We start from the raw sequence: 14,466 nt of genomic DNA, 5'->3' as shown, positions 1-14,466 counted from the left end.
GGGATACTATCTATGAAAAAAGAAATCTCAGTTATTGGAGTTCCAATGGATTTAGGACAGATGCGTCGTGGAGTTGATATGGGCCCGAGCGCGATCCGTTATGCAGGGGTAATTGAAAGAATTGAAGAAATTGGATATAACGTTAAAGATATGGGAGATATATGTATAGAGAGAGAAAAAGAAGTTGATGAAAATACAAAATTAAGAAACCTTACACAAGTTGCGACTGTATGTAATGAATTGGCAAGTAAGGTGGATCATATTATAGAAGAAGGTCGTTTTCCACTTGTATTAGGTGGTGACCATAGTATCGCAATTGGTACACTAGCTGGTGTGGCAAAACATTATAAAAATTTAGGTGTTATTTGGTATGATGCACATGGAGATTTAAATACGGAGGAAACTTCACCATCTGGTAATATTCATGGAATGTCACTTGCAGCAAGTTTAGGCTATGGACATCCCACGCTTGTAGACTTATACGAGGCATATCCAAAGGTGAAAAAAGAGAACGTTGTAATTATCGGTGCACGTGCATTGGATGAAGGAGAAAAAGACTTTATTCGCAATGAAGGTATTAAAGTATTCTCAATGCATGAAATTGATCGTATGGGTATGACGGCTGTTATGGAAGAAACAATTGCTTATTTATCTCATACTGATGGTGTACATCTATCATTAGATTTAGATGGTCTTGATCCTCATGATGCACCGGGAGTTGGAACGCCTGTAATTGGTGGTCTATCGTATCGTGAAAGTCATTTAGCGATGGAAATGTTAGCGGAAGCTGATATTGTTACATCTGCTGAGTTTGTTGAAGTAAATACGATTTTAGATGAGAGAAATAGAACGGCAACAACTGCGGTTGCTTTAATGGGTTCTTTATTCGGTGAAAAACTAAAATAAATGTAAGAAAAGCAACTGAGAAGTTGCTTTTTTTATTTGAAAATAGACGTATAATAATGATTTATATTATACTGTACGATAAGATTGTTTGACATCTTACCAATTTGATCTAAAGGGGGTTGTTTGTAATTGTCGTTTGTTTCATGTATGGTATAATTAACTAGTTGTTGGAAATACATACAGATAGAGCATAAAACAATATTTCAATATATGGATAGAATTGCTCGTAAGTAGGAGGAAGGGTTAGCATGCCTTTTGAAGATACGACCATTTTGAAATATCTTAGTACGGTATTAGATATTGCCGTTGTATGGTTTATTATATATAAGCTAATTCTTATAATCCGAGGGACAAAAGCTGTTCAACTTTTAAAGGGGATTACAGTTATTATTGTCGTTCGGATGATTAGTATTTTCCTTGAATTGCATACGCTTTATTGGCTAACGGAACAAGTATTAACGTGGGGATTTTTAGCCGTTATTATTATCTTCCAGCCAGAATTGCGAAGAGCACTTGAGCAGCTAGGACGCGGAAGTTTATTTTCGCGTGTTGGAACTCAGGAGGATGATGAACCTGAAATTGTTGCAACATCGATAGCAAAAGCAACGGAATATATGGGAAAACGTAGAATTGGTGCATTAATTACGTTGTCAAAAGAGACCGGAATGGGTGATTATGTGGAAACGGGTATTCCGTTAAATGCAAATGTATCATCGGAGTTACTCATTAATATTTTCATTCCAAATACGCCTCTGCACGACGGAGCCGTAATTATGCAAGGAAGTACAATTAAAGCAGCGGCTTGTTATCTTCCATTATCAGAAAGCCCCTTTATTTCTAAAGAGTTAGGAACAAGGCATCGTGCTGCAATGGGAGTTAGTGAAGTCACTGATAGTATTACAGTAGTTGTATCTGAAGAAACAGGCCAAATTTCTTTAACGAAAAATGGTAAGTTGCATCGTGATTTGAAGACAGAACAACTGAAGGATATGTTATTAGCAGAATTTAGTGGGAACGAAAAAACGACTTCTTCGTCTTTATGGAATTGGAGGAGAAAGCGTCATGGATAAGTTAATGGAGAATCATTGGTTTTTAAAAGGAATCTCATTACTATTGGCGTGTATGCTTTTTATGTCCGCAACTTTAACTGAAAAGAATACGACATCGGGTATATTACCTTTCGCAAATGATACGAAAGAAACATTAACTAATCATGCTATTAACCTTAAGTATGATGAAGATAAATATATTGTAAGTGGTATTCCGGCAGAGGGCGTTAAGGTGAAGTTAGAAGGCCCAAAAGCAGCAGTTGCTACAGCAAAAGCAAAAAAACAATTTGATATAACGGTTGATTTGCGAGATAGTCCAAAAGGGACTTATGAAGTTTCTTTGAAAACGAACGGGCTTCCAGATGATGTGAAGGGAACAGTTCAGCCATCAACAATTAAAGTTACTCTTCATGAAAAAGCGAGAAAATATGTTCATGTAGACTTAAAGTTATCAAATGAGGATCAAATGCCAGCGGGTGCTACTCTCGAAAAATCAAACATTAAACCTGATACTGTTGAGGTAGTTGGGACGAAAGAAGAAATCGAAAGTATTTCATCTGCTAAGGCGTATATTGATTTAAAAGGTGTTAATAAAACTGTTACAAAAACAGCTGAAGTTACATTATACAATAAAGAAGGAAAACGTTTAAATGTAAGAACAAGTCCATCTAAAATTAGTGTAACGTTGAATGTGGCGACGCAAGCTACGGCCAATAATACGGAAAAAACTGTTCCTGTAACGTATACGAAAAAGGGGAGTTTACCAGAAGGATTGGCCGTTACAAATATTAGCGTTGAACCGAGAGAAGTAACGATAGCGGGTCCAAAAGATATTTTGGATAATATACAATCGATAGAGGGGGTCGAAGTAGATCTTAGTCAATTGACTGAGTCTACAACATTCGATACCTCTGTTTTATTGCCAAAGGGTGTAACGAGTTCTAAACCAAATCAAGTGAAGGTTTCCGTAGGGGTACAAAAAGTAAAACAAACAAAAACTAGAACAATTGAAGGTGTCTCGATTCAAAAAAATGGAGTTTCTAAAGATGTCACTGCTCAGCTACTTTCGCCACAGGATGGAAAGATAAGCGTTGATATTTCAGGAGAAGCAAGTATAGTAGATAAAATAACAGCTGCTCAAATAACAGCGGTAATTAATTTGCAAAATGTATCGCCAGGGACGAAGGATGTTTCGATTCAAGTGAGCGGTCCTGGTAATATTTCAATAGAGCCAAAACAAAAAAGTGCTAAAGTTACTATTGTGAAGAAAGAAAAGCCAGATCAAGAAGTACAGGGTAATGGTGAACAACCAGATTCAAATAATAATCAAGATAATCAAACTGAAAAACCAAAAGATCCTGAAACTAATCCAGAAAAAGACCAGGACAAAGAAAAAGACAAAGATAAAGATAAAGAACTTAGTCAAGAACCAACGGTAGATAATCAAAAAGAGCAAGAAAAAGGAGCGAATCATAATGGGTAAATATTTTGGTACAGATGGAGTACGTGGAGTTGCGAATGAGGAATTAACACCTGAATTAGCTTTCAAAATTGGACGTTTTGGTGGTTATGTATTAACAAAAGATACAGATCGTCCAAAAGTAATTATCGGTCGTGATACACGTGTATCTGGTCATATGTTAGAAGGAGCTTTAGTAGCAGGTCTATTATCAACTGGAGCAGAAGTAATGCGCCTTGGTGTTATTTCTACACCGGGTGTTGCTTATTTAACAAAGGCGTTAGGCGCACAAGCGGGTGTGATGATTTCTGCATCTCATAATCCGGTACAAGATAACGGAATTAAATTCTTCGGTTCAGACGGTTTTAAATTAACAGATGAGCAAGAAGCAGAAATCGAAGCTTTATTAGACAAAGAAGTTGATGAATTGCCACGTCCAACAGGTACTAACCTTGGACAAGTGAGCGATTACTTTGAAGGTGGACAAAAATATTTACAATACATTAAACAAACTGTAGAAGAAGATTTCTCTGGTTTACATATCGCTTTAGATTGTGCACATGGTGCAACGTCTTCTTTAGCGCCGTACTTATTTGCGGATTTAGAAGCTGATATTTCAACAATGGGAACTTCACCGAATGGTATGAATATTAATGCTGGAGTAGGTTCTACGCATCCTGAAGGCCTAGCAGAATTAGTGAAAGAAAAAGGTGCTGATATCGGTCTTGCTTTTGATGGTGATGGTGACCGTTTAATCGCTGTAGATGAAAAAGGAAACATCGTTGATGGCGATCAAATTATGTTTATTTGTGCGAAGTACATGAAAGAAACTGGTCAACTAAAGCACAATACAGTTGTTTCAACTGTTATGAGTAACTTAGGTTTCTACAAAGCACTTGAAGCAAACAATATTACAAGTGACAAAACTGCAGTTGGTGATCGCTACGTAATGGAAGAAATGAAACGCGGTGGTTACAACTTAGGCGGAGAACAATCAGGTCACATTATCTTACTTGATTACATTACAACTGGTGATGGAATGTTAAGTGCACTTCAACTTGTAAACATCATGAAAATGACGAAAAAGCCATTATCTGAGCTTGCAGGAGAAATGACGAAATTCCCACAATTACTAGTAAATGTTCGTGTAACAGATAAAAAATTAGCATTAGAAAATGAAAAAATTAAAGAAATTATTCGTGTTGTAGAAGAAGAAATGAACGGTGATGGTCGCATTCTTGTGCGTCCATCTGGAACAGAACCGCTTATTCGTGTAATGGCAGAAGCACCGACACAAGAAGTTTGTAATGCATATGTACATCGTATTGTAGAAGTTGTTAAAGCTGAAGTTGGCGCTTAATAATTTGTTGAATTTATTTTAAAAGGAGCACAAGAAGTGCTCCTTTTTCATATGTTTTAAAGACGATGAAAAAAATTTCATTGACGGTTTATAATGTTTGTTATAAGATTGTCTTGTTCTTTTTCTCAAAGTAAATGTTGTAAATTATAAAAGCGCCAGAACTACAAGTAGTGTAGTTGACGAGGTGGAGTTTTATCGAGATTTCGGCGGATGACTCCCGGTTGTTCATCATAACCGCAAGCTTTTACTTAAATCATTAAGGTGACTTAATGGACAAAGGTGAAAGTGTGATGAGAGAAAAGGAACGGATGAAAACTAGCTGTATAAGTATATACGGACTTAAACCCAATCGAGAGGAAGGTGAAAGCCGTTACAAGCTTACAGGGCTAGCAATATGTAATCCGTTTTTTAGTATAAATAAAAATGGTATCGGACTATGTCGTTACATGTTCGCAGAGCAGTGTAAGCATTTGTAACGGCGACTAAACATGTGTGGAATCGTAGGATTTATTGGAGAACAAGATGCAAAGGAAATTTTATTAAAAGGTTTAGAAAAACTAGAATATCGTGGATATGATTCAGCAGGTATTGCAGTACAAGCAGAGAACGGTGTTGTTGTGTACAAAGAAAAAGGCCGTATTGCAAAACTTCGCGAAATCGTAGATGAGAACGTAGCAGCAAGCGTAGGTATCGGACATACACGCTGGGCTACACACGGTGTTCCAAGTAAGGTAAACGCGCATCCGCATCAAAGTACATCAAAGCGCTTTACACTAGTTCATAACGGTGTAATTGAAAACTATGAATTAGTGAAAAAGGAATATTTACAAGATGTAACGTTCGTAAGTGAAACAGATACAGAAATTATCGTACAGCTTATGGAACAACAAGTGAGCACAGGATTAAGTGTAGAAGAAGCGTTCCGTAATACGCTATCTCTTTTACATGGCTCTTATGCAATCGGATTACTTGATGCTGAAAATCCAAACATGATTTATGTTGCTAAAAACAAAAGCCCGCTATTAGTAGGTGTTGGTGACAACTTTAATGTTGTGGCGAGCGACGCTATGGCGATGTTACAAGTTACAGATCAATTTATTGAGTTAATGGATAAAGAAATCGTAATCGTAACGAAAGAAAGCATTACAATTAAAAACTTACAAGGTGAAACGATTGAACGTGCACCGTTTACAGCGGAATTAGATGCAAGTGACATTGAAAAGGGAACATATCCTCATTTCATGCTTAAAGAAATTGATGAGCAACCACTTGTAATCCGTAATATTATTCAAAAGTATCAAGATGAAAATGGCGAAATTGAATTAGATCAAGATATCCGCAACGCGATTTTAGATAGCGATCGTATTTACATCATTGCATGTGGAACGAGTTATCATGCAGGTCTTGTTGGAAAACAATTTATCGAGAAGTTTGCAAAAACACCAGTTGAAGTACACGTAGCAAGTGAATTCTCTTACAACATGCCATTATTAACAGAAAGACCATTCTTCATTTACATTTCACAAAGTGGTGAAACAGCTGATAGCCGTGCAGTACTTGTGCAAACAAATGAAATGGGTCATAAAGCATTAACAATTACAAACGTACCTGGTTCTACGCTTTCTCGTGAAGCTGACTATACACTTCCACTATACGCTGGACCAGAAATTGCGGTTGCATCAACGAAAGCTTACACAGCACAACTTGCAGTACTTTCAATCTTAGCGGCTGACATTGCTAAAGCAAAAGGTGAAGTTCTTGATTTCGACTTAACACACGAACTAGGAATTGTAGCAAATGCAATGATAGAACTTTGTGATCAAAAAGAAGAAATGGACGCATTAGCAAAACAATTTTTAGCAACAACGCGTAACTGTTTCTTCATCGGACGTAGCGTAGACTTCTACGTAGGATTAGAAGGTGCGTTAAAACTAAAAGAAATCTCTTACATCCAAGCAGAAGGATTTGCTGGAGGAGAATTAAAACACGGTACAATCGCTTTAATCGAAAATGGTACACCAGTTATCGCACTTGCTACACAAGAGCACGTAAACCTTGGAATTCGCGGTAACGTGAAAGAAGTAGTAGCACGCGGAGCTAACCCATGTATCATCTCAATGAAAGGCTTAGAAATGGAAGGAGACAGCTTCGTATTACCAGCTGTACACGAAGCACTAGCACCGCTAGTAGCAGTTATTCCATTACAACTTATCTCATACTACGCAGCACTTCACCGCGAGTGTGACGTTGATAAGCCACGTAACTTAGCTAAATCTGTTACGGTTGAGTAGAAGGTTGGTAGATTTGAAATAAATTTGTGAAGCCTCACCCCTTTGGATATTTTTATCTAAAGGGGTGTTTTTGTGTCCAAAAGAAAGAGAACATTTAAAATCGATAAGTGGATTAAAGAGGAGCGAGGAACTAGCAGTGGGAATGGACAGAAGCCCTACTGATTAAAGGTTCACTTTATCGGATTTGGAACGAAATCACTTTTGTTTATCTGAATTTTCTAGTAATATTTTAAGTATTCATGAACAGTTTTCTTTATTACTACAAGAAAAGACGATTGTTATTGCTGAAGAGCTTGGAATGAAACACCTAGCTGATCCAATTGAACGGGAATCTTGGGAGTATAGATGCATTAATTGACTAGACATGACGAGGGGTGTTTATTAATGAAAGTGAAAGAAAAAACATATTTAAGTATAGAAGAGATTATTTCATTACCGGCCTTATCAAGTACAAATATAAGTGATGATGGCAAAAATGTAGCGTTTGTTAAAAAGACAGCTAACTGGAAAGACAATACATATAGAAACCATGTATGGATATATGAAAAGGAAAAGGGGAAGAGTTACCCATTAACAATTGGAGATATAGATAGTACACATCCATTATGGTCTCCAGATTCTAAGGGTATCGCATATCTTAGCCCTGTTGGAGATGGGAAAAATCAGATCTTTTTTAAGTCACTAGACGGCTATAGTGAGGTTCAAATTACTGATGAGAAAGAAGGAGTCAGTAATTTCAAATGGGAGCCTACTGGTAAAGGTTTTTATTATATTGCACAGTCAAAAGAATGTGAGGAGATAAAGAAACGTAAGGAACGATATGGAGATTTCCATCATGTAGGTAAGGAACATCAGAATAATTGTTTATACTACATTGAAATAGAAAAAGTGAAACAAAATGATAAACAGGAACGGAAGGTTAGCGGTGTTTATCAACTAACGGACGGTAAGGATTTTTATATACATAACTTTGATATTTCAAATAATGGGAAAAAGGTTGTATGTATGGCTACACCAAGCCTAAACGATTATATGAATGGTGATATATATATATTAGATGTTGAAGCTGGGGAACTACAAAAGATGAATATAGATACGTTGTTAGGAGCGAGCATCTGCTTTTCTCCTGAGGGCGATAAAATATGTTACTCAGCAAGCATAAGAGAGAAGGATTACTATAGAAATCATATACAAGATAATACATTAGAGATATATGATATGAATACTGGAGAGGTAATTCAGCCTCTAACAAATTTTGATAGTACGGTTACGCCATTACAGTGGACAGCTAAAGGAATTTTAATTAGATGGCAGGATAAAACGAATTATCGTATTGGATTACTAGCTGAAGATGGCACTGTGGAAGCATTAAGCGACAAGGTAGATGGCTTTATAATGGATGCCTCTATAACAAAGGATGGAAATCATATAACCTATAATAAGGCTATAACAAATGAAACCTTTGAAATCTATTTGGATGATAAAAGAATAACGGATGAAAATAGCTTTTTCGAAGACAAGCTTAAAAGTAATAGGGAAATCATCTCATGGAAAAGTAGAGATGGCCTTGAAATTGAGGGTGTGTTATCAACCCCAGCAGAGTTTGACTCAAATAAAAAATATCCTTTATTAGTAGTAATTCATGGTGGTCCGGCTTGGGCATCCTTTCCGATATTTTCAGACAGCTTCAATGAGAAATATCCGATTGAACAGTTTATCGAAAAAGGCTTTATCGTTTTAGAGCCAAACTACAGAGGAAGTTCAGGTTATGGTAATGAATTCTTAAAAGCAAACTACAGAAAACAGGGAATCGCTGACTATGATGATGTTATATCAGGGGTGGATAAACTAGTTGATCAAGGGATTGTAGATAAAGATACAGTAGGAGTTATGGGATGGAGTAACGGAGGATATATATCAGCTTTCTGTTCTACATTTAGTAGTAGATTTAAAGCTATTTCAGTTGGGGGCGGAATTACGAACTGGAGTACCCATTATGTAAATACAGATATCCCTTACTTTATTAGAATGTATTTAGGAAATACTCCATGGAATGATCCGGGGATCTATACGAAGACATCACCAATGACATATATTAAATCAGCTTGTACGCCTACCTTAATTCAACATGGGGAAAAGGATGCAAGAATTCCAACTACAAATGCATATGAGCTATATGAAGGATTAAGAGATATGGAAGTTGATACAGAATTAATTATATTTAAAGGAATGGCATATAGTTCTGATCAGCCAGGAATGAGAGTAGCTATTATGAAGCAGAACTTGATGTGGTTTTCACATTATATTCTTGGAGAAAGTATGGAGGGCTTTCGTACTATATAATGGATATTCGTACAGGGATTTTTCGTTGTACAATCGGGTCATATTGTTGAAAAAGAGATACAACAAATTATATAATTTGTTGTAAACTGCATGCAAACCATTATGATTATAAGGAAATGTAATTCGGAGGACTAATATGACAGAAAATAAAAATGTGTTACCAGTAGAACAGCGTGAAGAATTATTCAAAGTATTGAAAGCTCGTTTTGAGAAGAATATGAATCGTCATGAAGGTCTTGAATGGGCTAAAGTTGAAGCGAAGCTGGATGTTAATGCTGAGAAATTATGGTCACTTAATGAAATGGAAGTAACTGGCGGTGAGCCGGATGTTGTTGGTTATGATAAAGAGAAGGACGAGTATACTTTCTATGATTGTTCAAAGGAGAGTCCTAAAGGCCGCAGAAGTCTTTGTTATGATCTTGAAGCGTTAGAGTCAAGAAAAAAACATAAACCAGAAAATAATGTCATTGATGTGGCAACTGCTATGGGCATTGAATTATTAACTGAAGAACAATATCGAGATTTGCAACAAATTGGGGATTTCGATATGAAATCATCAAGCTGGGTACAAACGCCTTCAGATATTCGCGAACTCGGTGGCGCTCTATTTTGCGATTATCGCTTTGGACACGTTTTTGTGTACCACAATGGAGCAGATTCCTATTATGCTGCTAGAGGGTTTCGCGGTTCGTTAAGAGTTTAAATTTGGAGTAAGTAAGAAAAGAGCCTATACTTAGGCTCTTTTCTTACTTATATTTTAAAAGTAAACTGTTACTACGCAGTTTTACTTAATTTATATGTTTCGTGGTTGTTTTTCCGGAAAAGTTTAGGGAAAACATAACCGTCTAATCCAATACGTCCAGCATTATGACCTGCAATTAAAATGAACATAGTTAAAACAAGCATGTTTGGGTTTACACTAACAGTTCCACTTAATAAGAATGAAAGATTCATTATGATTCCAAAGAATGCAGCAGTTTTTGTTAATCCACCTAAAATTAAACCTAAACCTACTAAGATTTCCCCCCATTGTACGAAAAAGCTAAATAAGTCTGCGTGCGGAAGAACAAAGTTTTGAAGGAAATCCGCCCACCAGCCTTGTACTGCGGGGTGATCGCCTGATGCTTGGGCGATGGCGCCTTTGAGGAAACCGCTGGCATCAAAAGATTGTCCTAAAACTTTCCCTATTCCAGCAGTAATCCAAGAATATCCTATGTAAAGACGTAAAAGTAATAATATGAAAGTAGCACGTTTATCAGTTCTTAAAAAATTGATAACCATTGAAATCCCTCCAATATTGTATTTACATGTTTATTATATATCCATTGTGAATAAATTCACAATGGAGGAAATGTGAACGAATATATGTTGTGAGTAATTGTTTTATTTTTTGTAACATTTCATCTTTTTTGATAGACTAATAATAGAGATATATCAAAAGGAGGCAAAGACTAGATATGTGGATGAACTTGTAATGATTAGCAATTGGATAGATTATTTTTCTCTCATAAGTGAGGGTTTATTTAGCTATCTGTAAATCATTCAAGGACTGCATATTTGGCGTAGTCATTCCTTCGGTAAGGATAGGCCTATTATGTATCTATCTTTTTTGTGGGGAAATTTATATCTCTCATATAAAATATGCGTCCTTTAAAATTGGAGGAGTATATGATGAATCAATTAAAAAATAAAGTAGCAGTTGTTACAGGTGTAAGTCGTCTAGACGGTATAGGAGCAGCTATTTGCACAGAGTTAGCAGAGGCTGGATACGATATATTTTTTACGTATTGGACAGCTTACGATAAAGAGATGCCTTGGGGCGTTGAGCAAAATGAACAAATACAATTAAAAGAAGAGCTAATACAAAAAGGTGTTAAAGTATCGAGCATGGAGTTAGATTTAACTCAAAATGATGCACCGAAAGAGCTTATAAATAGGGTTACTGAACAACTAGGCTACCCTCATATATTAATTAATAATGCAGCATATTCTACGAATAATGATTTCTCTAATTTGTCTGCTGAAGAGCTGGATAAGCATTACATGGTAAATGTTCGTGCGACTACATTGTTAAGTAGTCAATTTGCCCGAGGATTTGATAAGAAATTTGGTGGTAGAATTGTGAATATGACTTCGGGGCAATTTCAAGGGCCTATGGCAGGAGAACTGGCGTATGCAACAACGAAAGGAGCTATTGATGCTCTTACCAGTACGTTGTCAGCAGAAGTAGCCCATTTAGGAATAACAGTGAATGCAATTAACCCAGGTCCAACTAGTACAGGATGGATGACTGAAGAGATAAAGCAAGGATTAAAGCCGATGTTTCCTCTGGGCAGAATTGGTGAGCCAAAGGATGCAGCTAGACTCATAAAGTTTTTAGTAAGTGAAGAAGCAGAGTGGATTACGGGACAAGTGATTCATTCGGAAGGTGGATTTAAAAGGTAAAAAGAAGGCATCTCCTTTCGGTGAGATGCCTTCTTTCTAATCTTTCTTCAATCTTCGTGCAACACCATTCCCTAAAGATTGTAATCCTTGAACGAGGATAATTAAAATAAAGACGGTTGCATACATTACTTCAGGTTCATAGCGTAAATGTCCGAAGCGATATGCCAAGTCCCCTAGCCCGCCAGCCCCTACAAGACCAGCCATCGCTGTTGCGCCAATTAAGCCGATTGTTGCGATCGTTAATCCGAGCACAAGAGATGGGCGTGCTTCTTTAACCATGACGTGCCAAATGATTTTTATAGTAGAGACTCCCATTGCTTGGTAAGCTTCAATAACACCACGATCCACTTCTAGTAAAGCTGTCTCCATTAAGCGTGCAATATAAGGAGCTGTGAAGACGACAAGTGGTACGATAACACCTTGCACGCCAATGGATGTTCCCATTAGGAACTTCGTAAAAGGTAAAATGAAGAATAATAGAATGATAAATGGAAGAGAGCGAATGACATTAATAACTGTATTAAGAATAGGATAGATAAGTTTATTTTCTCGCTGTCCACCGGGTCTCGTCAAAACAAGTGTAACGCCGAGCGGTAATGCGATAAGGATAGAGATAAGTAATGAAATAGATGTCATTTGAAATGTTTGAATTGTTGCTTCCCATATGACTTCACCCCATTCATCCAAAAAGGACTTGTTTTCCATAGTCTGTTTTCCCTCCCTCTACGATGATACCTCTCTCTTGTAAGAATGCTAAAGCACGGTTTACTTCATTTTTTTCACCTTGCATATGAACGACAAGTTTCCCATATGCCTCATGTTTTAGCTGCGTAATATTACCGGATAAAATATTTGGATATACTTGGAAACGTTTTGTGGCGAAAGCTAGTGCTGGTTCTCCTGAAGAACTTCCTATAAAAGAAAGTGTTACAATTTCACCAGTAGTTTGTAGTTCTTTTTGTACTTCTTCTGGAATTTTAGCTGCAAATGCGCTATTTACAAACTTCTTCGTTGTTACATGTTGTGGATTTGTAAAAATGTCTTTCGCAGTCCCACTTTCGACTACAGATCCATGCTCCATAACGGCAACCTGGTCACAAATACGCTGGATGACATTCATTTCATGTGTAATGAGTAAAATCGTGATGCCAATTTCTTCATTAATTTTTAGTAATAAATCAAGAATAGAATCAGTTGTTTCTGGATCTAATGCGCTCGTTGCTTCATCACTTAATAAAACCTCTGGTTCATGTGATAGTGAACGAGCGATGGCAACACGTTGTTTCTGGCCGCCAGAAAGTTCGCTTGGATAAGCATCTTTACGGTTAAAAAGATCCACGATGCGTAAATATTTTTCTACTCTTTTTTCAATTTCCGCTTTTGGAATGCCAGCAAGGCGTAACGGCAATGCGATATTTTCATAAACGGTAACAGTTTTAAGTAAATTGAATCCTTGAAAAATCATTCCGATTTTTTGCCTCGCTTTTGCTAGTTCTTTTGTTGATAAAGTGGTTAAGTCTTGGTTGTTTACGATGATGTTTCCTGTCGTTGGTTTTTCTAATAAATTTACACAGCGAATTAATGTGCTTTTACCAGCGCCGCTATACCCAATGATTCCAAATACCTCGCCTTTTTCTACTTTAAGGGAAGTAGACTTAAGAGCCTCAACAGTCCCTTTTTTTGTTGTAAATACTTTGGAGACGTTTTTTAATTCAATCATTATCGTCAGCTCCTACCAAGATGGTAAAACTGAACCATCAAATTTTTTCTCGATAAATTCTTTTACTTCTTTAGATTGATAAGCTTTCTTTAATTTACTTACAACAGCATCATCTTTATTTTCAGTACGAACAACGACCCAGTTCACGTATGGTGAATCTTTTCCTTCGCGGAAAATGGAATCTTTCGCTGGATTTAGTTTTGCACCTAATGCAAAGTTTGTGTTAATTGCAGCTGCTTTCACTTCACTTAATTGCGTTGGTAATTGAGAAGCTTCTAATTCAACAATCTTTAAATTTTTCGGGTTTTCAATTACATCCTTTGCAGTCGCTTTTTCTGTAGCCTTTGGATCAACTTTTAAAACCCCTGCTTTTTCAAATAATTTTAAAGCTCGAAGTTCATTCGTTGGGTCATTTGGTACAGCGATTGCATCGCCCTCTTTTAATTCTTTTACATCTTTTAAGCTTTTAGAATATACGCCCATTGGGAATGTTACTGTTGAAAATACTTCAGTTAATTTCATATTGCGTTCGGCTTTAAATACATCTAAATATGATTTCGTTTGATAGCTATTTACATCAAGACTTTTTTCATCTAACGAAACGTTTGGTGCTACGTAATCATTAAATATTTTTATATCAATGTCGAGACCGTCTTTTGCCGCAACTTCTTTAATCTTCTCAAAAATTTGTTCATGTGGTCCACCTGTTACACCGACAGTAATCTTTTTCTCGTCTAATATTTTTACATCTTTATCTGAATTTGCGCCACATGCGCCTAATAATAGTACTGCTCCGCTTACAATGCTCAATAATACTTTCTTCATCTATAATTCCCCCTTAATATACGTTCCAAAATAAAAAGCACCTCTCAAAATAAGAGAGGTGCCGAATA

14 protein-coding genes are annotated in these 14,466 nt (G+C 36.7%); 10 read left to right on the top strand and 4 right to left on the bottom strand.

Annotated features, from left to right (window positions below; genetic code table 11):
• Positions 1-12 precede the first annotated feature (12 nt).
• The 9 genes from rocF (at position 13) to A6J74_RS16015 (ending at position 10,111) form a co-directional block, all read left to right on the top strand.
• Positions 13-906 (top strand): arginase, encoded by an 894-nt coding sequence (gene rocF, locus A6J74_RS16055; protein WP_000711577.1) that lies wholly within the window; start codon positions 13-15, stop codon positions 904-906.
• Between the two features lie 248 nt (positions 907-1,154).
• The gene (gene cdaA / locus A6J74_RS16050) at positions 1,155-1,976 is read left to right on the top strand and encodes a diadenylate cyclase CdaA (RefSeq protein ID WP_001115710.1); all 822 of its coding nucleotides are present in this window, start codon (positions 1,155-1,157) and stop codon (positions 1,974-1,976) included.
• The gene (locus A6J74_RS16045) at positions 1,969-3,438 is read left to right on the top strand and encodes a CdaR family protein (RefSeq protein ID WP_000359586.1); all 1,470 of its coding nucleotides are present in this window, start codon (positions 1,969-1,971) and stop codon (positions 3,436-3,438) included. The genes cdaA and A6J74_RS16045 overlap by 8 nt, the downstream gene beginning before the upstream one ends.
• Complete coding sequence (glmM, locus tag A6J74_RS16040; protein WP_000521472.1) at positions 3,431-4,774, top strand: phosphoglucosamine mutase; 1,344 nt, start codon at positions 3,431-3,433, stop codon at positions 4,772-4,774. Before A6J74_RS16045 ends, glmM begins: the two co-directional genes overlap by 8 nt.
• A 290-nt stretch (positions 4,775-5,064) precedes the next feature.
• Positions 5,065-5,250: a hypothetical protein gene (locus A6J74_RS16035; protein WP_033659100.1), complete on the top strand. Its 186-nt coding sequence runs from the start codon at positions 5,065-5,067 to the stop codon at positions 5,248-5,250.
• A gap of 12 nt (positions 5,251-5,262) precedes the next feature.
• Entirely contained in the window at positions 5,263-7,065 is a 1,803-nt protein-coding gene (glmS, locus tag A6J74_RS16030; RefSeq protein ID WP_000334150.1) for a glutamine--fructose-6-phosphate transaminase (isomerizing), read from the top strand.
• Positions 7,066-7,249: 184 nt separating this feature from the next.
• Positions 7,250-7,423 (top strand): PDDEXK family nuclease, encoded by a 174-nt coding sequence (locus A6J74_RS30045; protein WP_002037801.1) that lies wholly within the window; start codon positions 7,250-7,252, stop codon positions 7,421-7,423.
• Positions 7,424-7,449: 26 nt separating this feature from the next.
• Positions 7,450-9,408: a S9 family peptidase gene (locus A6J74_RS16020; protein ID WP_000864980.1), complete on the top strand. Its 1,959-nt coding sequence runs from the start codon at positions 7,450-7,452 to the stop codon at positions 9,406-9,408.
• Between the two features lie 136 nt (positions 9,409-9,544).
• On the top strand, positions 9,545-10,111 hold the full coding sequence (locus tag A6J74_RS16015) for a DUF4256 domain-containing protein (RefSeq protein WP_000138392.1): 567 nt from the start codon (positions 9,545-9,547) through the stop codon (positions 10,109-10,111).
• A 71-nt stretch (positions 10,112-10,182) separates the two neighbouring features.
• Here A6J74_RS16015 and A6J74_RS16010 read toward each other — a convergent pair whose 3' ends face one another.
• Entirely contained in the window at positions 10,183-10,689 is a 507-nt protein-coding gene (locus A6J74_RS16010) for a DoxX family membrane protein (protein WP_000236354.1), read from the bottom strand.
• Between the two features lie 387 nt (positions 10,690-11,076).
• On the opposite strand from A6J74_RS16010, the gene A6J74_RS16005 reads away from it, so the two are divergent.
• A complete protein-coding gene (locus A6J74_RS16005; protein ID WP_002105638.1) occupies positions 11,077-11,853 on the top strand; it encodes an SDR family oxidoreductase in 777 nt (258 codons plus the stop codon).
• Positions 11,854-11,889: 36 nt separating this feature from the next.
• On the opposite strand, the gene A6J74_RS16000 is transcribed toward A6J74_RS16005, so the two are convergent.
• From A6J74_RS16000 to A6J74_RS15990, 3 genes are read right to left on the bottom strand one after another with little or no spacing between them, the layout of a single operon-like run.
• On the bottom strand, positions 11,890-12,558 hold the full coding sequence (locus A6J74_RS16000) for a methionine ABC transporter permease (RefSeq protein ID WP_000428866.1): 669 nt from the start codon (positions 12,556-12,558) through the stop codon (positions 11,890-11,892).
• A complete protein-coding gene (locus A6J74_RS15995) occupies positions 12,533-13,573 on the bottom strand; it encodes a methionine ABC transporter ATP-binding protein (RefSeq protein WP_000571367.1) in 1,041 nt (346 codons plus the stop codon). Before A6J74_RS15995 ends, A6J74_RS16000 begins: the two co-directional genes overlap by 26 nt.
• A gap of 12 nt (positions 13,574-13,585) precedes the next feature.
• Positions 13,586-14,398, bottom strand: coding sequence for a MetQ/NlpA family ABC transporter substrate-binding protein (locus A6J74_RS15990; RefSeq protein WP_000756963.1), 813 nt, complete (start codon positions 14,396-14,398; stop codon positions 13,586-13,588).
• Positions 14,399-14,466: the final 68 nt, after the last annotated feature.

It is taken from the genome of Bacillus sp. FDAARGOS_235 (assembly GCF_002073415.2).
Classification (GTDB): Bacteria; Bacillota; Bacilli; order Bacillales; family Bacillaceae_G; genus Bacillus_A; species Bacillus_A toyonensis.
The sequence above is the reverse complement of the archived record's forward strand: the minus strand, read 5'-3'. Positions and strand labels throughout refer to the sequence as shown.